The following is an 18,591-nucleotide window of genomic DNA, read 5'->3' as shown; positions in this document are numbered from 1 at the left end:
CTAGGACAGGCGCACGAAGGGGGCAACAGGGAAAGAGGGGCATAGACCTCCACCAAGAATCGTGAAAACACTAAAGGACCGACCGCCATTTCCAAGACAAGGACATGATATTATGGATAATTTTACCGCAAATGCGCAGACAACTGGGTTTTTGGAAATCGGTGGCTCCGTCAGTGGCAGCGTCGCGGACGGTCGGGATTGGATCGCGGTAAACCTTGAGGCAGACACCGCCTATCAGTTCGAAATCGACATGGGATTGCCTTTTGTCCAAATCCTGTCACCCGATGAGATACCGCTTATGAACAACACCGGCGACCCAGAGCTGCGGTCCGACCAAGACAACGTTTTTGTTTTCTCACCGCAGCAATCCGGGCGGCATTTCATATCCATCGGCGCAACATTCGGCACCATGGGCGGCGACTTGGACAACTACGTCATCCGGGCCAACGTGTTTCAAGACGACGTCCCCGGCGATGTGACCACGCACGCGACGCTGGCCCCCAACACCTCGGTCCAAGCGCAGATGGATTTCGGCAACGACTATGACTGGTTCGCAGTGGAATTGACCGCGGGTGAGGCCGCGAGCTTTGAACTGGACGGCATCGCGCTCTCCGATCTGGCAGTGCGGGATGCCGATGGAGAAAGCCTCGCAAGCTCGGACGCGCGAGCGTCAAACAAGTATGTGACCTACATTCCAGACGAGTCCGGCACATTCTATGTCAGCGCGCGATATGCAGTGGGATACGACAGATATGCCAACTTTTTTCCCAACCCCTATTCCGTCACATGGGTAGACGCGATTCTCCCTTTGACCGAAGTCGGCACCCTTAGGAATGACACGCTCTTGGGAAATCGTGACGATGATTTTCTCAACGGTCTTGCCGGTGATGATCGTCTCGCGGGGGACGAAGGAAACGATACGCTTTTGGGCGGCGATGGCAACGACAGGCTCTTTGGTCAGGAGGGCGGTGATGAGATATTCGGCGAGAGCGGGGATGACCGCCTGAACGGCAGTCTCGGCCACGACACCCTCAACGGCGGTGAAGGTCACGACTCCCTCAGCGCCGGATTGGGGGATGACTCCCTCACCGGCGATGCTGGAAATGACAATATTGGTGGCGGGCTGGGCAATGACACGATTGACGCAGGCGATGGCGACGACACCGTTGGCGGTGGCTCAGGAAACGACCTGATCACGGGCGGTCTCGGGGATGATTTTTTGTCCGGTGGCTGGGACCGCGATACCTTGGACGGTGGCGACGGCCATGACACGCTCACGGGTGCCAGCGGCGCGGATTACCTCTCGGGGGGCGCGGGCGATGACATAGTTGCCGGTGCGTCCGGCAATGACCGCATCACGGGCGACGCGGGCAATGATCTCCTGTCCGGCAGCGCGGGCGATGACCGGATTGATGGGGGCGACGGGGCCGACCAGATTGGCGGTGGCACAGGCCGAGATACGATCATCGGCGGCGCAGGTGACGACCAAGTCGGCGGCGGCAAGGGCGACGACAGCATCCAAGGCGGGAGCGGCAATGACGACCTCTCGGGTGGCAGCGGTGCGGACACGATTGAGGGCGGGGATGGCAATGACACGGTCAACGGCGCACGTGGCGACGACGTACTCAGCGGCGGCGCGGGTGCAGATCACTTCGAATTCACCGTCGCTAAAGAGGGAGAAACCGATAGTGTTCTCGATTTCGAAGATGGCGTCGACCTTATCGTCATTCGGTTCATGGCCATGGATACACCAGAGCCACCCACAGCCCCCTCATCAGCAGCGCCCTTCGAAACGCTGGGCATCGTCGACACTGCCAGCGGCGTAGAAATTTCCTTCAACGGACAGACTGTGATCGTCCAAGGCATCACCGCCGCGCAACTGACAGTGGACGATTTCACGTTCCTCTAAAGGTCTCCCCCTCCCCCCAAATTCATGCATGCGAAACTCCGAATTTAAAACACTTCACAGAATCGTGATCATAGTGTTTGAATAAGGCGCATTTGGAAAACTGGGGAGTTTTACCATGGAAGGTCTTTTAATTCCGGGAACATCGGAGGCTGATGATCTGGTCGGCACCGCCGATAACGATACGATCACTGCGAATGCTGGGGATGACACGCTAACAGGTGGCGCGGGTAACGATCTGCTGGATGGGGGCGCGGGGTTCGATACGGCCGTCTTCGCGGGCAATGCCGCCGATTACAGCACCGGCGTGAATGAAAGTGCACAGCGCACGATCACCCATACCGCAACCGGCGACACCGACATTCTAGTCAATATCCAGCGCCTGCAATTCGACAACATCAGCACCGATGTGCTGCTCAACCCAGACAACACCAGCCCCGGCCTGATCCGGGGTCTGGGCGGCGATGCCGGGTTCGGCGAGGATTTTCTGGTCCGCAATGATGATGAATCGACCGCGCAGATCGACATCAGGCCAATCTTCGAGAACGGGCTGAATTTCTTTGGCACCGTTTACGAAGGTCTCTGGATCAACAACAACGGCTCCGTCACCTTTGGCGCGCCGCGCCGCGCCTTCACGCCCGACGTCATCACGGGGGTATCAAATAACCCCGAGATCACGCCCTTCTTCGCCGATGTCGACACGCGCGGTGGAGTCGTGACACCCACTCCGGGCGGCAATTCGCAGGGCACCAACCTTGTGCATTGGGATTTCAACACGCTGGGCGACCAACTCATCGTCACTTGGGACGATGTGGGCTATTTTTCCTCTCGAACCGATCTGCTCAACGCCTTTCAGCTCATCCTCACGGATCGCGGCAATGGCGATTTCGACATCCAGTTCCGCTATGAAGACGTGAACTGGACCACTGGCGGAGCGAGCGGCGGCACCAATGGCCTAGGCGGCACCGTGGCCCGCGCCGGGTATACGTCGGGCACCGGCGTTGAAGGCACGTTCTTTGAACTCCCACAATCTGGCCTTCAGGACGAAATCCTCAGCCTCGATGTGATCCCCGGCAATACCGGACTGATCGGCATCTGGAACTTTGCCGTTCGAAATGGCGGCGTGGTCGATTCCATCGTGCCGCTCTTGCCGCCGGTCGGCGCGGGCGGCTGGGTCGCAGGTGATCCGCATCTCGCGACACTCGACGGGGTCGGCTATGATTTCCAGGCGGCAGGCGAATTTGTCCTGCTGCGTGGCACCGACAACGATTTCGAGCTTCAGGCGCGCATGGTGCCAGTGGGCGATAACGTCAGCGTCAATCAGGCCATCGCCACCAATCTCGGCGGCACGGCAGTGATGATCGACGCCAATGACGCGACCCCGCTGCATATCGGCGGCGTGGCCACCGAGATTGAAGATTTCGGCTCTGTCGCGGTTGGCAATGACCGTATTTTCCGCGAAGGCGATACCTATATCATCGTCTATGCGGGCGCAGATAACGTGGTCGGCAATGGCGACAGCCAGGTGCGCGTGATCGTGCGTGACGGGCGGGTCGATATCGACGTGCGCCTCAACGAAGAGCTGCTGGGCCGTCTCGAAGGTCTGCTGGGCGATGGCGACGGCGACGCCAGCAATGATGTCGCGCGCGCCGATGGCACCGTGCTGGCCCGTCCCTTTGCCTTTGCCGATCTCTACGGTCAATACCGCGAGGATTGGCGCGTCGCCTCTGAGGCGGACAGCCTCTTTACCTATGACGCGGGCGAAAGCCTTGATGGGTTTTACTTGCCCGAATTCCCCGGCGAGATTGTCAGCCTCGACACGCTCGACCCGGCGGTGCGGGATGCCGCGATTGCTGCGGCGCTCGATGCGGGCCTGATCCAAGGCACGCCCAATTTCGAAAACGCCGTGCTCGACTTTGCCCTGACAGGCGATAGCTCGTTCTTCGATTCGGCCGCCGAGGTGCCTGCCTCAGTGACCGAAACCGTCACCACCGCTGATCCGGTCTCGCTCAACCTCGAAGGCACCGAAGGCAATGACACCCTGCTCGGGGCCACGCTTGACGACACGCTCAGCGGTCTGGGTGGCGATGACCGGCTCGAGGGGCGCGGCGGGAATGACCAACTCAGCGGCGGCGAGGGCAATGACACCCTTGACGGCGGTGCTGGCGATGACCGGATTTCGTCCTCTGATGGCAATGATCTGGCCATTGGCGGGGCGGGCAACGACAATATCGGCGGCGGTCTGGGGGATGACACCCTAGACGGTGGCGATGGTGACGACATTCTGGGCGGCGGCTTTGGCGCGGATTCCGTGACCGGCGGGGCTGGCAATGACGTGGTCGCAGGCGGCGCGGGCGACGACACGCTCTCGGGCGGCGATGGCAATGACAGCATGTCGGGCAGCTTTGGCAATGACCTGATCGACGGCGGCGAGGGCGCGGATGACATCGGCGGCGGCACCGGACAGGACACCATTGATGCCGGTGCGGGCAATGACAGCGTGGGCGGCGGTGAAGGCGACGACAGCATCCTTGGCGGCGAGGGCAATGATTTCCTTGCCGGTGGCGGGCGCAACGACACCATCGATGGCGGCGCGGGCAATGACACGATCAATGCAGGTGCTGGCAACGATGTGATCACCGGCGGAACCGGGGCTGATCAGTTTGTCTTTTCGTCCTTCTTCGATGGCGAGGCGGATGTGATCACCGATTTCGAGGACGGTTTGGACAGTTTCTTCATCCGCCGTTTCGATCCCGATACTGGCGTTGAAAACATCAACAACGGCGGCAACGGTCTGGCGGGGTTCGTCACGGCGATGAATATCATCGACGTGACGGGCGGCGCGCAGATGACGGTTAATGGCAACACGATCCTCGTCGAAGGCATCACCGCCGCGCAACTGACAGTGGACGATTTCACGTTCCTCTAGTTCGGACTGGCAGATCAACGACAGGGGCGCTCTCGGGCGCCCCTATGTCTTGGCGGCAAATATGCGCCTTCCGATCGCCCAAACCTGCCATCCTGCGTTAGCGCAATCACCGGCAAAGCCACGCCCACCCCCGCAAGGTTACCGCTAACATCCTGTATTCCAACTGGAAAACGACTTTTACCGCTTTCCGGCGACCTCTGCCCCGTCTATACGGACGCCAATTCAGCTATCAGGAGTCGCCCATGACCATCACCGTAGGAATCAACGGTTTCGGCCGTATCGGTCGCGCCACGCTTGCCCATATCTCGGAAAGCCTGCGCAACGATATCAAGGTGGTCAAGGTGAACGCAACCGGGCCGATTGAGACCGCAGCGCATCTGATGCGCTATGACAGCGTGCATGGCCGCTTTGCCCATCCGATCACCGTCGAGGGCCAGACGATGGACCTCGGGCGCGGCCCGATCCAGATGTTCTCGACCTATGACATGAACGAATTGGATTGGGACGGGGTTGATGTGGTGCTCGAATGCACCGGCAATTTCAATGATGGTGCCAAGGCCCGCACCCATCTTGAGCGCGGCGCGCGCAAGGTGCTGATTTCGGCCCCGGCCAAGAACGTGGATCGCACCGTGGTCTACGGCGTCAACCATGACGCGCTCTTGGCCTCTGAGCGGATGATCTCGAACGGCTCTTGCACCACCAATTGCCTCGCGCCGCTGGCCAAGGTGCTGAATGATACAATCGGGATCGAGAGCGGCATCATGACCACGATCCACGCCTATACCGGTGACCAGCCGACGCTGGACCGTCGCCACAATGACCTCTACCGCGCCCGCGCCGCCGCGATGTCGATGATCCCCACCTCGACCGGGGCCGCCAAAGCGCTTGGTGAGGTGCTGCCGGAACTCGCGGGCAAACTCGACGGCTCTGCCATCCGCGTGCCCACGCCCAATGTCTCGGCGGTGGACCTGACCTTTGTCGCCAAGCGCGACGTGACCAAGGCCGATGTCAACGCCGTGGTGGCCGAGGCCGCCGCTGGCGCGATGAAGGGCGTTCTGGGCTATGATCCCGAACCCAAGGTCAGCATCGACTTCAACCACACCGAGGAAAGCTCGATCTTCGCCCCAGATCAGACCAAAGTGATCGGCAACCGTCTGGTGCGGGTGCTGGCATGGTATGACAACGAATGGGGCTTTTCCTGCCGCATGGCCGATGTCGCCGTTGCCATGGGCCGGTTGCAGTAAACAAGCCCTCACATTTTGTGCAGCGCCGGGCCGCGATACGCGCAGCCCGGCACTTTGCCATTGGAACGCGCCAATCTGCCTCTGGGCTCGCAGGCCCGAAACTTCGGGTTGCGCGGCCCTGTGTTACCGCTTACGCTTCTCCTACGCAGGGGAGTCCCAACTGAGGGACTGAGAGGCGGCTGGCAATCATCTTTGCGGATATTGCAGTGTCGCGACCCTTTGAACCTGACCCAGTTGATACTGGCGTAGGAAGCTAGGGCTCGCGATCATGCCACGTTCCGGCAGATCCCATGGCCTGAACCGGGGCGTATATGCTGCCCTCCTGCCTCCCTGCCACGCTCATCTGGTCTCTTTGTAGAAACTGACTCGAGGAGCACCAAAATGAACGTCCCCACCCAGAACATCACCCCTAGCGTGACCACGGGCCCCCTGCCCGCCTCTAGAAAAATCTATGTGACCGGCCAGCACTATCCCGAAATCGCAGTGCCCATGCGCGAAATCTCGACCCATCCCACCGCAGGCGAGGCACCGCTGGCCGTCTATGATAGCTCTGGTCCCTATACCGATCCGGACCGCACCACCGATATTCGCCAAGGCTTGCCGCCGCTTCGCCGCTCGTGGATCATGGCGCGCGGGACTGTGGAGGATTACGAGGGCCGCCACGTCAAGCCCGAGGATAACGGCTTTGTCACCGGCGATAGACTGGTGCCGGAGTTTCCGGTTCAGCACCGGCCACTGCGCGCCAAACCGGGGGCGGCCCCCACCCAACTGGCCTATGCCCGCGCAGGCCTTATCACGCCCGAGATGGAATTCGTGGCCATCCGCGAAAACCAGCTGCGGGAATTGACACCCTGTCACCGCGACGGCAACGACTGGGGCGCGAATATTCCCGACTACGTGACCCCCGAATTCGTACGGCAAGAGATTGCAGCAGGCCGCGCCATCATCCCCGCAAATATCAACCACCCGGAACTGGAGCCGATGATCATCGGCCGCAATTTTCTGGTCAAGATCAATGCCAACATGGGCACCTCCGCCGTCACCTCTTCGATGGAAGAAGAGGTCGAGAAACTGGTCTGGGCGATCCGCTGGGGCGCGGATACGGTGATGGATCTCTCGACGGGCCGCAACATCCACAACACGCGCGAATGGATCATCCGCAACAGCCCCGTGCCCATCGGCACCGTGCCGATCTATCAGGCGCTGGAAAAGGTGAATGGCATTGCCGAAGACCTGACATGGGAGGTGTTCCGTGACACGCTGATCGAACAGGCCGAACAGGGCGTGGACTATTTCACCATCCATGCGGGCGTGCGCCTGCACATGGTGCCAATGACGGTAAATCGGGTGACAGGCATCGTCAGCCGAGGCGGTTCGATCATGGCCAAGTGGTGCCTGCATCACCACCGCGAGTCCTTTCTTTATGAGCATTTCGAAGACATCTGCGACATCTGTCGCCAATATGACGTGAGCTTTTCATTGGGCGATGGGCTGCGCCCCGGTTCTATCGCCGATGCCAATGACGCCGCTCAATTCGCCGAGTTGGAGACGCTGGGCGAACTCACGAAAATCGCATGGCGCAAGGATTGCCAGGTGATGATCGAGGGGCCGGGCCATGTCGCCATGCACAAGATCAAAGAGAATATGGAGAAGCAGCTTGAATGCTGCCACGAGGCCCCGTTCTACACCCTTGGGCCACTCACCACCGATATTGCGCCGGGCTATGACCATATCACCAGCGGCATCGGGGCGGCGATGATCGGTTGGTTCGGCTGTGCGATGCTGTGCTATGTCACCCCCAAGGAACATCTGGGCCTGCCCGACCGCGACGATGTGAAAACCGGCGTCATCACCTACAAAATCGCGGCCCATGCAGCCGACCTTGCCAAGGGCCTGCCGGGGGCGCAGCGGCGTGACGATGCGCTCAGCCGCGCGCGCTTTGAATTCCGCTGGGAGGATCAATTCAACCTCTCGCTCGACCCGGAAACCGCCCGCGACTTCCACGATCAGACCTTGCCCAAAGAGGCGCATAAGGTGGCGCATTTCTGCTCGATGTGCGGGCCGAAATTCTGCTCGATGAAGATCAGCCACGACATCCGCGCCGAGGCCCAGAAAGAGGGTATGGCGGCGATGGCCGAAAAATTCCGCGAAGCTGGCGATATCTACCTGCCCCTTGACGAGTGATCAGACCTGATCGCAAGCCCCCGGTGCCCGGCGCCGGGGGCCGTTTTGCGCCTCCGGCCCCATGGCCAGCCCCCTCCCGGCCCTTGATCCGGCTTGCATGGCGGCAGCCTCTGTTGCATACCCTGCGGGACGCAGACGGCAAAGGCGCGCGGCATGACCAACACAATCGCGATTGGCCTTGGGGGGATCGTCCTAGTGGCGCTCGGTGCCGATGTCATATTGAACGATAGCCAATCCACCCTGTTCCTCGGGCGCAAGCTGATTGATCTGATCGAATATGTCGCCTTTTGGCGATAACGCAACTGACACTCCTCCGCATTGACTCGTTTCGAAATTCGTTTATGTTCGCCTTCAATTGTTAGCGCTAACATAACTCTCGGAGGATGCCATGCCCCTGAAACTTGCCATAAACGGATTTGGTCGTATCGGACGCAACGTGCTGCGCGCTTTGCTCGACTCGGACCGCCAAGACATCGAAGTCGTGGCCATCAACGATCTGGCCCCGGTCGAAACAAACGCCCATCTGCTCGAATTCGACAGCGTGCATGGCCGCTTTCGGGGTCAGATCACCACCACCGCCGACACGATTGACGCAGGCCGCGGGCCGATGCGCGTGACCGCCCTGCGCGACCCCGAAGCGCTGCCTTGGGGTGATGTCGATATCGTGCTGGAATGCACCGGCATCTTTACAGACCGCGACGCCGCCGCCCGCCACCTCAAGAACGGCGCGCGGCGCGTTCTGGTCTCGGCCCCCTCAGCCGGTGCCGATCGCACCGTGGTCTACGGCGTCAATCATGCGGATCTGACCGCCAAGGATGTGATCGTTTCCAACGCCTCTTGCACCACCAATTGCCTCGCCCCCTTGGCCAAGGTGCTGCATGAAAGCATCGGCATCACCCGTGGTTTCATGACCACAATCCATAGCTACACCGGTGACCAGCCAACACTCGACACCATGCACAAGGACCTCTACCGCGCCCGCGCGGCGGGGCTCAACATCATCCCCACCACCACCGGCGCTGCCCGTGCCGTGGGCCTCGTGTTGCCCGCCCTCGCCGGGCGGCTCGACGGCACCGCTATCCGCGTGCCCACCCCCAATGTCAGCGTCGTGGACCTGACATTCGAGGCCGCGCGCGACACCAGCGTAGACGAGATCAACGCCGCCGTCAGCGGTGCCGCCAACGGCGCGCTTTTGGGCGTGCTCGATGTTACCAGCTGCCCGCTTGTCTCCTCGGACTTTAACCACGATCCCCACAGCTCGATCTTTGCCACCGATCAGACACGGGTGATGGAAGGACGGCTTTGCCGCGTGCTCAGCTGGTATGACAACGAATGGGGCTTTTCCAACCGCATGCTCGATGTCGCCGCCGAAATGGGCCGCCACCTCGAAACCGGGCGCGGCCCCGTCCCGCACCACACGCGGGTGATGGAACCGACCTGAGCAGCCTTAGGAAAACTTGGCCAGCAGCGCTTCGCGGACCGGGGGGGTGACAAACTTGGTCACATCCCCGCCCAGCCGGGCGATTTCCTTGACCAGTTTGCTGGCAATCGCCTGATGATTGGCATCCGCCATAAGAAAGACGGTCTCGACCGAATTATCCAGCGCCCGGTTCATCCCGACCATCTGGAATTCATATTCGAAATCCGCCACCGCGCGCAGACCGCGCACGATCACCTGCGCGCCCACATCATGGGCGCAATTGATCAGCAGGTTCTCGAAGGGATGCGCCACGATTTCGGTGCCGGTCTGCGCGCTCAGCTTGGCACATTCCGCCTCGATCATCTCGACCCGCTCTTCCAGCGAAAACAGCGGCCCCTTGTCCCGGTTGATCGCAACCCCCAGAACCAGCCGATCCACCAGCACGGCTGCCCGGCGGATAATATCAATATGGCCCAAGGTAATAGGGTCGAACGTGCCGGGATAAAGACCAATGCGCATGCGGCCCTCCTTTGCTGCAATCGCCGCTCACGCAACAATACTATGCAAGGCGATGCAAGCGCTTAGTAGCCCATGATCATCCCTTCAAGGGCTGTCTTCTCCATCGCCAGCTCTTCCAGCCGCGCCTTAACCACGTCGCCGATGGTCACGATCCCCACCAGCTTGCCCGCCTCCACCACCGGCATGTGACGGAACCGGCCATCGGTCATACGCGCCAACACCGCATCAGATGTATCCTGCCGCGAACAGCAAACCGGATTACGGGTCATCATTTCAGACACGGTTTCGGTCATGCAGACCACGCCGCGCACGGCCAGGCTGCGCACGATATCGCGCTCTGAGATGATCCCCTCCACCGTCTCGCCATCCCGTGACACCACAAGCCCGCCGATCCGGCGCTCTGCAAGGGTCTGCGCCGCCTCCGAAACCTTTGTCTGAGGCGAGATCGTGATCACCGCGCTATCGCCCTTGGATTTCAGGATTTGCTGCACCAGCATGACACGACCCTCCGCAAGAATATGTCCATAAAATCAGCGTGATCTATAATAAAATTTCTGTCAAGTGCGCGCCTCCAGGCTCTGCACCTCTTGCCGAAGCCTCTCGACCAGCGCGGTAGCAAACCGGTTCTGCCGTTCCAGCCGCCGGTCATCCGCATGGCGCACCAGATAAAAGCTGCGGGTAAGCGAAAATTGGTCGGGCAGCACCTTTTGCAGCCCCCGCGCCCAAGGCAGTGAGAAATCATGCAATACCCCGATGCCACCGCCCTGCCGCACCCAATTGAGCTGCACCGACACCGAATTCGACGCAAGGCTGACGCGCTCGATCCCCGCCTCGCTGAGATAGTCCAATTCCTTGTCAAAGATCATATCGGGAATATAGCCCACCATCCGATGCGCGCGCAGGTCCGCCAGCGTCGCAATCGGGGGATGCGAACGCAGATAGCGCACCGTCGCCGCCAGATGCAGGCGGTAATCGGTGATCTTCTGCACCGTCAGTCGCCCCGCCGTGGGCGGGCTCACCGCGATCACCATATCCGCCTCGCGCCGGGTCAGGTTGAACACACGCGGCAGCGCCACGATCTGAATTTCCAGATCGGGATTTTCCGCTCCAATCGCGGCGCAGACCTGCGGCAACAGGAAATTGGCGCAGCCATCCGGCGCGCCGATGCGGATTTGCCCGCTCAGCCCCCCGGCTTGTCCGGCCATTTCCTCGGTGGCTTCCTGCATGGCGGTTTCCGCCCGCAGCGCCGGCCCCATCAGGCGCTGCCCCGCCTCGCTCAATACATACCCCGTGGGCGATTTGGCAAAAAGCGGCGCGCCCAACTCCTCTTCCAGCCGCGCGATACGCCGCCCCACCGTCGCCGGATCAATCCGCAATATCCGCCCCGCCCCCGACAGGCTCTCAGACCGGGCAACGGCCAGGAATATGCGGATATCGTCCCAATGCGGCGTCATTCCCGGCCCCCTTTGCAGAAATGCAAATCACTTTTGGAATATTGCCTCTTTCCGCAGAGGTTTTGCAAGACTACCCTGCCACCAACGGATTAGGAGGATTCCCAATGCAAGAGCTTACCCATTACATCAACGGTCAACATGTCAAAGGCACCTCCGGGCGCTTTGCAGATGTGTTCAACCCCGCCACCGGCGAAGTGCAGGCCAAATGCCCGCTCGCCAGCGTCGAAGAAATGGATGCCGCTGTCGCCGCCGCACAGGCCGCACAGCCCGCTTGGGCCGCCACCAATCCCCAACGCCGGGCGCGGGTGATGATGGAATTCGTCCGCCTGCTCAACCGCGACATGGACAAGCTGGCCGAGGCGCTGAGCCGCGAACATGGCAAGACCTTCCCCGATGCCAAGGGCGACATCCAGCGCGGCCTCGAAGTGGTGGAATACTGCATCGGTGCGCCGCAAATGCTCAAAGGCGAGTTTACTGATGGCGCGGGCCCCGGCATCGACATCTATTCCATGCGCCAACCGCTTGGCGTGACGGCGGGCATCACGCCGTTCAACTTTCCTGCCATGATCCCGATGTGGATGTTCGCCCCGGCGCTCGCCTGCGGCAACGCCTTCATCCTCAAACCGTCCGAGCGTGACCCCTCCGTGCCGCTCATGCTGGCCGAACTGATGGAAGAGGCCGGATTGCCCAAAGGCATCCTGCAGGTCGTCAACGGCGACAAGGTGGCCGTGGATGCGATCATCGACCACGAGGTCATTCAGTCCATCGGCTTTGTCGGCTCGACACCCATCGCGCAATATATCTACGGTCGCGGCTGTTCCAACGGCAAGCGCGTGCAGTGCTTTGGCGGGGCCAAGAACCACATGATCATCATGCCTGATGCCGATATGGATCAGGCCGCGGATGCGCTGGTGGGCGCAGGCTATGGCGCGGCGGGCGAACGCTGCATGGCCATTTCCGTGGCAGTTCCGGTGGGCGATGAAACCGCCGACCGCCTGATTGAAAAACTGGTGCCGCGCATCGAAAAGCTGAAAGTTGGGCCTTACACCGCAGGCAATGACGTGGATTACGGCCCCGTTGTTACCGCAGAGGCCAAGCAACGCATCCTTGGTCTGGTCGAAAGCGGTATCGCGCAGGGGGCCGAACTGGTGGTCGACGGGCGTGATTTCAAATTGCAGGGCTATGAGGATGGCTTCTTTGTCGGTCCGCATCTCTTTGACCGCGTGACCCCGGATATGGACATCTACACGCAAGAAATCTTTGGCCCCGTGCTCGCAACCGTGCGCGCAGGCTCTTACGAAGAGGCCCTGAAACTGGCGATGGATCACGAATACGGCAACGGCACCGCGATCTTTACCCGCGATGGCGACGCCGCCCGCGATTTCGCCGCGCGTGTCAATATCGGCATGGTCGGCATCAACGTGCCGATCCCGGTGCCGCTCGCCTATCATACCTTTGGCGGCTGGAAGAAATCCGGCTTTGGCGATCTCAACCAACATGGCCCGGATTCATTCAAATTCTACACCCGCACCAAGACCGTGACCGCCCGTTGGCCGTCCGGGATCAAGGAAGGCGGGGAATTCAATTTCAAACCGATGGATTAATCTTCACCCATCACTCACGACCAAAGGCCCCGGTGTTTCACCGGGGCCTTTTCGTATCACCCCACCGGCCCGATCTGCATCGACTTTTCGATCATTGCCACGACCGACCCATGCACATCCGAATCCGCCCAATAGGCATTATGCGACAACGGATTCCACGCGGTCAGCACATTGCCCGCACTGATCCAGCGATCCCGCAACTCTTCTCGATCCTTCAACGCTGCATACCCGTCGCCCGCCTCTGCCAGCGGCATCCCCAGAATGTCATTGCGACTGTTCAGATTGACCCACCACGGATTGAACCTTTTGCTCACCGGAATGGCGGTGCCGGGGCGCTCAATCGCCTTCACATCGTCGGGCTTGCAGCTAAAGATAAAGACCGGGATATTGCAGCCAAAGGTGATCATCCCCGCCATCGTCTCGAACCGCTGAAACGGCGTAGGCGCGGTGGTGTATTTGCTTTGTAGATCCCAGATATGGTTCGAGATGATCTGCCCGCCCAGCGAATGCGCCAGCACGATCAGCGGCGCGCGGCCGCCTGTCACACCCTCCAGATGCGCAATGGCGTTGGACACGCGGGCATGGACCTGCGGATAGACATAGGCATGATCGCCCTTTTCCCAACGGTAAGCGGCGGCATCGGCCAGACGGTGCATCACGAAATCCCGTGCCCCCATCCAATTGGCCTGCCCTTTCAGCGCGCGGTCCATATAGCTCTGTTGCCGCTCTTGCAGGATGTCCGACCAGAAAATCTCGCGCCAGCCAACCAGCGTATCAAACCGCGCCGCCCCCATCCGCTTGCGCAAGGCCGTGTAGAGATCCCGCGAAAAGCTGACGGCATTCGCGGCCTGTGGCCGGTCGCCTTGGCTGCCCATGCCGTGAATGACCGCCACGGCAACCCGGTGTTCTTCTGGCATCGCACTGCCCCCTCAAAATATGTGTGCTGAAATCAACAGGTCTTATTCCGACAAGAGACCACAAACGCGCCCCTCTCGCAATCTTGACGCGAGCGGGGCGTTGCCACCACACGGCCTCTTCGCGATGACAATCTCGTGAGGTGACGCAGGTTTCTGCCCGTCCTGCCCTTCGCTTCGCCCGTCCCTTTCCCTAAATAGGGCACAGCAGCCACGACAAAGAGGATGAATTCCCGTGAAACCCGGCCTTTTGACCCGCCGCCATGCCATGGCCACCGGCCTCGCCGCCCTTGCAACCCCCGGTATCCTGCGCGCAGAACCTGCGGCAGACGTGACCAACCGGCGCAATGCGTCCGCCTTTATCACCCGCGACTGGCGCGATCATTTCGACAGCCTGGGCAAGGGCGCTATCCTGGCCGATATCGACAGCCGCGCGCTGCATTACTGGGGCCCGGACGGCGAGACCTATGCGCTCTACCCCTCCTCCGTGCCGATGACCGAGGATCTCACCCGCCGCGGCTATACCCAGATCGTGCGCAAGCGCGTCGGCCCCGACTGGACCCCCACCCAATCCATGCGCGAGCGCGATCCCACCCTGCCCGCCTACATGCCCCCCGGCCCCGGCAACCCGCTGGGCACCCATGCGCTCTACCTCAGCTGGCCCGCCTATCTCGTGCACGGCACCCACGACACCCGCAAGATCGGGCGGCAATCCTCCTCAGGCTGCATCGGCCTCTACAACGAGCATATCGAGGAACTCTTCGCCAAGGTCGAGGTCGGCACACAGGTCCTGCTGCTCTGAGCACCCACCGGGGCCCCAACCGTCACGCAAACCATCCCAACAGGCCGCCGGAGAAACTTCGGCGGCCATTTCTGTGCGTTGTAGGGTGGGGGCGGTGACGGGGGCAGCGTGGACAGTCAACCCGCCCTCGCCTGCAACCTCTCGGACGCAGAAAAGCTCGCGCCGATCTACGCGGCAGGCATCGACGTGGCCGCCGATTTGCTCGGGGCCATCGTGGACGCCTCGGGCGGCTCGATCCGCCGGGTGGCGATCAACCTTGCCCGCGCCAAGGAGCTGGCCATGGGCCGGGGACGGCGTCTCGCCGACCTCGAGCTTTGGGGCAACCGGGTCTTTGACACCGGCCAGCCCCCGGCTGTTCGGCGCGTCGACGATTTCCGCCCCGTCGCCCCACGCGCCCCCGAAAAGATCGTGCCGCTCGCGGCTGAGAAGAAGGCGGGCCGGGCATGAGCGATCTTTTTGAGCGTCTCTGGGCACAGGTCCGCGAGCTGGAGGAGTTCGACTGGGAGGCCGTGTCCCGGCTCGGCTGCAGCCGCGAGACCGCCGTGCGCTACCTGCGCCACTGGCGGGACGCAGGCAAGATCCGCGTGAGCCGCGTCACCCGCAACGGCAAGCGCTGGTATGTGCCCGCCGACCGCACCCCGCCCGACCTGCAACCGGTCACAGGCGAGGCCACACCCGAGGGCAATATGTGGCGCGCCATGCGCGTCTTGCGCCACAGTTTCAGCCCCGTCGACATCGCTGCCCATGCCAACGCAGGCGGCGTTGCCGTCACCGTCGAGAAGGCCCGCGCCTATTGTCGCCAGCTTCTCGCCTCCGAACATCTGCGCGTGGTCGAGATGGCCATCCCGGGCCGCCGCGAGGCGCTCTACCGCCTTGTCGAAGATACCGGCCCGCGCGCGCCCAAGCCGGTGCGTCTGGCGGGCATCCTCGATCCCAACACCGGCGATTTCAGCCCGGCGAAAGGCGGTGCAGCATGAGCGCGCTCGACACCGCCCGCACCTTCTGGGGCGAGGACCTGCCCGATTGGGTGGCCGCCTTGGCGCGCGCCTGCGACGAGACCAGCCAGAACAAGGTCGCGGTCAAGATGGAGCGCAGCGCGACCCTTGTGTCGAACATCCTGCGCAACCGCTATCCCGCCGATACCGGCATCGTCGAGGACCTCGTGCGCGGGCATTTCATGCGCGAAGTGGTCGACTGCCCCGCCTTGGGCGAGATCGGCAAACAGGTCTGCCGGCGCTGGCGCGGCAAGGCGGCGCAGTTCGAGAATGTGAACTCGCTCAGTGTCTCCATGTACCGCGCCTGCAATCGCTGCCCCATCCACAAGGGGGCCGACGATGCAGAAGCATAGCCACCTTCTTCCGGCGGTGCTGGACATGGCGCGGCGCGGCATGCGCCCCTGCGAGATCGCCGAGGTGACCGGCATGTCCCCCAATGCCGTCTCCTGCCGTTTGAGCTACTGGCGCAAGCGCGGCGTCAAGGTAGCACCCGCCCGCCACGGGCCCCAGCCCGCGCGCCGCAAGATTTGCGCCACTGGCGTGCCCGAGGATTTGCGCGACCTGCTCAAGGTGCATGCCGATCTGCGCGGCGTGACCGTGGGCGTGCTGGCGCGCGACCTGCTCGACCGCGCCGCACGCGACAATCTGATCGACGCCATTCTCGACGACAAGGAGACCAACCCATGACCGCCCCCGAAATCGCCCGCTGGAACCCCGACGAGATGCTGCGCCTCGCGGCCTCGGGTGTGGCCAAGGTCGACCTGCTTGGCCCGCGCGGTAGCACGCTTTGCTCGATGGACGAGATCGCCGCCATGGCCGCCGTCTGCGCGCTCCATGGCGTGGGTCCAAGCCTCCTTTCAACACCCCCTTCAACAGGAGAGTAAAATGTCTGCATTCACCCCCACCCGGTGCCCTCGGGCATCATCGAGGAGAACGGCCGCCGCAAGATGGTCGACGCAAAGGGCCGCGAAGTGCCGCTCGATCTCGTCCGTCCGCAGGACCAGTTGCAGGACGAACAGGTGCGGAAGATTGCCGGATATGCGCTGGCCCTAAGCGACCAGCTCCGCCGGTTCAAGGAACACACCTTCGACGACATTTCGGATTTCGAGGCCATCCTCGCGCAGGAGTATGGAACCACTGTTGGCGGGGCCAAAGGCAACAAGACGCTGACCACCTATGACGGGCTCTTTCAGGTGCAGGTCCAAGTGCAGGACCGGGTGGACTTCGGCCCCGAGTTGCAGATCGCCAAGGGCCTGATCGACGAATGCCTCACTGAATGGTCCGCCGACAGCCGCCCAGAAATTCAGGCCATCGTGACGCGCGCCTTCAACACCGACAAAGAAGGCCAGATCAACCGCGCCGAGATCTTCATGCTCCTGAGGCTCGACATCGCCGACGCGCGGTGGAACCGGGCGATGGACGCCATCCGCGACGCTATGCGCGTGGTCGGAAAGGCGACTTATGTCCGCGTCAAACACCGCCCCAACACCGAAGCCCCGTGGCAGACGGTGGTTCTCGATCTGGCGAAGGTCTGAGCCAATGAACCGCGCGCTGCAACAACTGATCTTCGCGGCCTGCCGCCAGTTGGGCCTCGACGAGGACGCGCGCCGCGATCTGCAGGTCAGCGTCACCGGCAAGGCGTCTTTGCGCGATATGAACGACGGCGAGTTGCGGCTGATCGTCAACCGGCTGAAGCAGGCCGGGTTCGAAGACAAACCCCGCAACCCGCGCCACAAGCCCGCACCGCGCGCCGATCTGCGCATGATCCATGTGCTGTGGCGCAAGCTCGGCCAGTCCGGCGCGCTGCGCGATCCCTCCCGCGCCGGGCTGAACAAATTTATCCGCGCCCGGTTCGGAGGCGTCTGGGGATCGGTCCCGGCTGACGTCGACATGCTCCGCGAGTGGGAACAGATCGACGCCGTCATTCAGGCGCTCAAGTCTTGGGGCGAGCGCGCCGAGATCGACTTCGACTGGGAGGACCACCGCCGGTGAAAAAGCCGCGCCACCCTGCCTCTGACCACGCCGTGATCCGCTATCTCGAGCGGGTCAAGGGCGTGGATATCGACGCGGTGCGCCGCGAGATCGGGCGCGTGGTGGATCAAGGTCTCGAGGCCGGAGCCTGCGGCGTAATCAGCGGCGGGTTCGTCTACAGGATCGAGGGCGGTTGCGTTGTGACCGTGACCCGGCAGCACACGCCGCCTCCGGGGCGGCGGCGCAGGAAGCCTCCCCATGGAGCGTGACCCCTCTTGGATCGACGAGATGCGCGCCGATCTGGGCGATGCCCCGGTCGAGCGTTTCCTGTCTCGCGCAGGCGGCATGCGGCTCTATGTGCCGGGTACCCGCATCGCCGACAGCCTCCTCGTGACGCTGGCGGGCCGGGATATTGCCAGATGGATTTCCGCCCGCTACGCTGGCGAATATCTGGACGTGCCCTCGGGGCGCGCTCAGGCCCGGGAAGGCCTCAAACAAGCCCTGCGCGTGGCCCCGGATACGCCGGTCAATGAACTGGCCAACCGTTTCGGCGTGACCGCCCGCCGCGTTTTGCAGGTCAAGGCAGAGCTGGCAGAGGAGGAAGAACCACCGCTCCTCCAGGTCATGCGAAAGGCTTCATCTGAATAAG

At 62.2% G+C, this 18,591-nt stretch carries 21 protein-coding genes and 1 riboswitch; of the genes, 17 read left to right on the top strand and 4 right to left on the bottom strand.

The window, feature by feature from the left end:
• Nucleotides 1–112: 112 nt before the first annotated feature.
• The 6 genes from ACLGGT_RS13870 to gap (ACLGGT_RS13845) all read left to right on the top strand — a co-directional run bounded on the left by ACLGGT_RS13870 (nt 113) and on the right by gap (ACLGGT_RS13845) (nt 9,704).
• A complete protein-coding gene (locus ACLGGT_RS13870; protein WP_437196567.1) occupies nt 113–1,909 on the top strand; it encodes a pre-peptidase C-terminal domain-containing protein in 1,797 nt (598 codons plus the stop codon).
• Nucleotides 1,910–2,024: 115 nt separating this feature from the next.
• Nucleotides 2,025–4,835: a nidogen-like domain-containing protein gene (locus ACLGGT_RS13865; protein ID WP_437196566.1), complete on the top strand. Its 2,811-nt coding sequence runs from the start codon at nt 2,025–2,027 to the stop codon at nt 4,833–4,835.
• Between the two features lie 242 nt (nt 4,836–5,077).
• On the top strand, nt 5,078–6,079 hold the full coding sequence (gene gap, locus ACLGGT_RS13860; RefSeq protein WP_081508218.1) for a type I glyceraldehyde-3-phosphate dehydrogenase: 1,002 nt from the start codon (nt 5,078–5,080) through the stop codon (nt 6,077–6,079).
• Between the two features lie 137 nt (nt 6,080–6,216).
• Nucleotides 6,217–6,348, top strand: a riboswitch (TPP riboswitch).
• A 112-nt stretch (nt 6,349–6,460) separates the two neighbouring features.
• Nucleotides 6,461–8,263, top strand: coding sequence for a phosphomethylpyrimidine synthase ThiC (gene thiC / locus ACLGGT_RS13855; RefSeq protein WP_081508217.1), 1,803 nt, complete (start codon nt 6,461–6,463; stop codon nt 8,261–8,263).
• A 153-nt stretch (nt 8,264–8,416) separates the two neighbouring features.
• Nucleotides 8,417–8,560 (top strand): hypothetical protein, encoded by a 144-nt coding sequence (locus ACLGGT_RS13850; protein ID WP_008280249.1) that lies wholly within the window; start codon nt 8,417–8,419, stop codon nt 8,558–8,560.
• A 91-nt stretch (nt 8,561–8,651) separates the two neighbouring features.
• Entirely contained in the window at nt 8,652–9,704 is a 1,053-nt protein-coding gene (gene gap / locus ACLGGT_RS13845) for a type I glyceraldehyde-3-phosphate dehydrogenase (RefSeq protein ID WP_437196564.1), read from the top strand.
• Between the two features lie 6 nt (nt 9,705–9,710).
• Here gap (ACLGGT_RS13845) and coaD read toward each other — a convergent pair whose 3' ends face one another.
• From coaD to ACLGGT_RS13830, 3 genes are all read right to left on the bottom strand, one after another.
• On the bottom strand, nt 9,711–10,202 hold the full coding sequence (coaD, locus tag ACLGGT_RS13840) for a pantetheine-phosphate adenylyltransferase (protein WP_008280247.1): 492 nt from the start codon (nt 10,200–10,202) through the stop codon (nt 9,711–9,713).
• Nucleotides 10,203–10,264: 62 nt separating this feature from the next.
• Nucleotides 10,265–10,699 (bottom strand): CBS domain-containing protein, encoded by a 435-nt coding sequence (locus ACLGGT_RS13835; protein ID WP_008280246.1) that lies wholly within the window; start codon nt 10,697–10,699, stop codon nt 10,265–10,267.
• Between the two features lie 60 nt (nt 10,700–10,759).
• Nucleotides 10,760–11,656 (bottom strand): LysR family transcriptional regulator, encoded by an 897-nt coding sequence (locus ACLGGT_RS13830; protein WP_008280245.1) that lies wholly within the window; start codon nt 11,654–11,656, stop codon nt 10,760–10,762.
• Nucleotides 11,657–11,760: 104 nt separating this feature from the next.
• On the opposite strand from ACLGGT_RS13830, the gene ACLGGT_RS13825 reads away from it, so the two are divergent.
• Nucleotides 11,761–13,260: a CoA-acylating methylmalonate-semialdehyde dehydrogenase gene (locus tag ACLGGT_RS13825; protein WP_081508215.1), complete on the top strand. Its 1,500-nt coding sequence runs from the start codon at nt 11,761–11,763 to the stop codon at nt 13,258–13,260.
• Between the two features lie 56 nt (nt 13,261–13,316).
• Here ACLGGT_RS13825 and ACLGGT_RS13820 read toward each other — a convergent pair whose 3' ends face one another.
• The gene (locus tag ACLGGT_RS13820) at nt 13,317–14,177 is read right to left on the bottom strand and encodes a hypothetical protein (protein ID WP_437196563.1); all 861 of its coding nucleotides are present in this window, start codon (nt 14,175–14,177) and stop codon (nt 13,317–13,319) included.
• Nucleotides 14,178–14,442: 265 nt separating this feature from the next.
• On the opposite strand from ACLGGT_RS13820, the gene ACLGGT_RS13815 reads away from it, so the two are divergent.
• The 10 genes from ACLGGT_RS13815 to ACLGGT_RS13770 all read left to right on the top strand — a co-directional run bounded on the left by ACLGGT_RS13815 (nt 14,443) and on the right by ACLGGT_RS13770 (nt 18,590).
• The gene (locus ACLGGT_RS13815) at nt 14,443–14,976 is read left to right on the top strand and encodes a L,D-transpeptidase (RefSeq protein WP_037297378.1); all 534 of its coding nucleotides are present in this window, start codon (nt 14,443–14,445) and stop codon (nt 14,974–14,976) included.
• 108 nt (nt 14,977–15,084) lie between these two features.
• Nucleotides 15,085–15,423 carry a hypothetical protein gene (locus ACLGGT_RS13810; RefSeq protein WP_437196561.1) on the top strand — a complete coding sequence of 113 codons (339 nt, stop codon included), beginning with the start codon at nt 15,085–15,087 and terminating at the stop codon, nt 15,421–15,423.
• On the top strand, nt 15,420–15,953 hold the full coding sequence (locus ACLGGT_RS13805; RefSeq protein ID WP_437196560.1) for a hypothetical protein: 534 nt from the start codon (nt 15,420–15,422) through the stop codon (nt 15,951–15,953). Before ACLGGT_RS13810 ends, ACLGGT_RS13805 begins: the two co-directional genes overlap by 4 nt.
• Nucleotides 15,950–16,324, top strand: coding sequence for a hypothetical protein (locus tag ACLGGT_RS13800; RefSeq protein ID WP_437196559.1), 375 nt, complete (start codon nt 15,950–15,952; stop codon nt 16,322–16,324). Before ACLGGT_RS13805 ends, ACLGGT_RS13800 begins: the two co-directional genes overlap by 4 nt.
• Complete coding sequence (locus ACLGGT_RS13795; protein ID WP_437196558.1) at nt 16,311–16,658, top strand: hypothetical protein; 348 nt, start codon at nt 16,311–16,313, stop codon at nt 16,656–16,658. Before ACLGGT_RS13800 ends, ACLGGT_RS13795 begins: the two co-directional genes overlap by 14 nt.
• Entirely contained in the window at nt 16,655–16,855 is a 201-nt protein-coding gene (locus ACLGGT_RS13790) for a hypothetical protein (RefSeq protein WP_437196557.1), read from the top strand. The genes ACLGGT_RS13795 and ACLGGT_RS13790 overlap by 4 nt, the downstream gene beginning before the upstream one ends.
• Nucleotides 16,856–16,918: 63 nt before the next feature.
• Entirely contained in the window at nt 16,919–17,506 is a 588-nt protein-coding gene (locus ACLGGT_RS13785) for a DUF3164 family protein (RefSeq protein ID WP_437196556.1), read from the top strand.
• Nucleotides 17,507–17,510: 4 nt separating this feature from the next.
• Entirely contained in the window at nt 17,511–17,963 is a 453-nt protein-coding gene (locus tag ACLGGT_RS13780) for a gp16 family protein (protein WP_437196555.1), read from the top strand.
• On the top strand, nt 17,960–18,211 hold the full coding sequence (locus ACLGGT_RS13775) for a hypothetical protein (RefSeq protein ID WP_081508142.1): 252 nt from the start codon (nt 17,960–17,962) through the stop codon (nt 18,209–18,211). The genes ACLGGT_RS13780 and ACLGGT_RS13775 overlap by 4 nt, the downstream gene beginning before the upstream one ends.
• Nucleotides 18,201–18,590: a hypothetical protein gene (locus ACLGGT_RS13770; RefSeq protein ID WP_437196554.1), complete on the top strand. Its 390-nt coding sequence runs from the start codon at nt 18,201–18,203 to the stop codon at nt 18,588–18,590. The genes ACLGGT_RS13775 and ACLGGT_RS13770 overlap by 11 nt, the downstream gene beginning before the upstream one ends.
• Nucleotide 18,591: the final 1 nt, after the last annotated feature.

Origin of the sequence: Roseovarius sp. MS2, from assembly GCF_051447875.1 — a bacterium.
GTDB classification, from domain to species: domain Bacteria; phylum Pseudomonadota; class Alphaproteobacteria; order Rhodobacterales; family Rhodobacteraceae; genus Roseovarius; species Roseovarius mucosus_A.
The sequence above is the reverse complement of the archived record's forward strand: the minus strand, read 5'-3'. Positions and strand labels throughout refer to the sequence as shown.

Excerpts from the sequence above, each read along its gene's own strand:
- ACLGGT_RS13870 (WP_437196567.1), top strand. The coding sequence starts at position 113 with ATGGATAATTTTACCGCAAATGCGCAGACAACTGGGTTTTTGGAAATC.
- ACLGGT_RS13865 (WP_437196566.1), top strand. The coding sequence starts at position 2,025 with ATGGAAGGTCTTTTAATTCCGGGAACATCGGAGGCTGATGATCTGGTC.
- gap (WP_081508218.1), top strand. The coding sequence starts at position 5,078 with ATGACCATCACCGTAGGAATCAACGGTTTCGGCCGTATCGGTCGCGCC.
- thiC (WP_081508217.1), top strand. The coding sequence starts at position 6,461 with ATGAACGTCCCCACCCAGAACATCACCCCTAGCGTGACCACGGGCCCC.
- ACLGGT_RS13850 (WP_008280249.1), top strand. The coding sequence starts at position 8,417 with ATGACCAACACAATCGCGATTGGCCTTGGGGGGATCGTCCTAGTGGCG.
- gap (WP_437196564.1), top strand. The coding sequence starts at position 8,652 with ATGCCCCTGAAACTTGCCATAAACGGATTTGGTCGTATCGGACGCAAC.
- coaD (WP_008280247.1), bottom strand. The coding sequence starts at position 10,202 with ATGCGCATTGGTCTTTATCCCGGCACGTTCGACCCTATTACCTTGGGC.
- ACLGGT_RS13835 (WP_008280246.1), bottom strand. The coding sequence starts at position 10,699 with ATGCTGGTGCAGCAAATCCTGAAATCCAAGGGCGATAGCGCGGTGATC.
- ACLGGT_RS13830 (WP_008280245.1), bottom strand. The coding sequence starts at position 11,656 with ATGACGCCGCATTGGGACGATATCCGCATATTCCTGGCCGTTGCCCGG.
- ACLGGT_RS13825 (WP_081508215.1), top strand. The coding sequence starts at position 11,761 with ATGCAAGAGCTTACCCATTACATCAACGGTCAACATGTCAAAGGCACC.
- ACLGGT_RS13820 (WP_437196563.1), bottom strand. The coding sequence starts at position 14,177 with ATGCCAGAAGAACACCGGGTTGCCGTGGCGGTCATTCACGGCATGGGC.
- ACLGGT_RS13815 (WP_037297378.1), top strand. The coding sequence starts at position 14,443 with ATGGCCACCGGCCTCGCCGCCCTTGCAACCCCCGGTATCCTGCGCGCA.
- ACLGGT_RS13805 (WP_437196560.1), top strand. The coding sequence starts at position 15,420 with ATGAGCGATCTTTTTGAGCGTCTCTGGGCACAGGTCCGCGAGCTGGAG.
- ACLGGT_RS13800 (WP_437196559.1), top strand. The coding sequence starts at position 15,950 with ATGAGCGCGCTCGACACCGCCCGCACCTTCTGGGGCGAGGACCTGCCC.
- ACLGGT_RS13795 (WP_437196558.1), top strand. The coding sequence starts at position 16,311 with ATGCAGAAGCATAGCCACCTTCTTCCGGCGGTGCTGGACATGGCGCGG.
- ACLGGT_RS13790 (WP_437196557.1), top strand. The coding sequence starts at position 16,655 with ATGACCGCCCCCGAAATCGCCCGCTGGAACCCCGACGAGATGCTGCGC.
- ACLGGT_RS13785 (WP_437196556.1), top strand. The coding sequence starts at position 16,919 with ATGGTCGACGCAAAGGGCCGCGAAGTGCCGCTCGATCTCGTCCGTCCG.
- ACLGGT_RS13780 (WP_437196555.1), top strand. The coding sequence starts at position 17,511 with ATGAACCGCGCGCTGCAACAACTGATCTTCGCGGCCTGCCGCCAGTTG.
- ACLGGT_RS13770 (WP_437196554.1), top strand. The coding sequence starts at position 18,201 with ATGGAGCGTGACCCCTCTTGGATCGACGAGATGCGCGCCGATCTGGGC.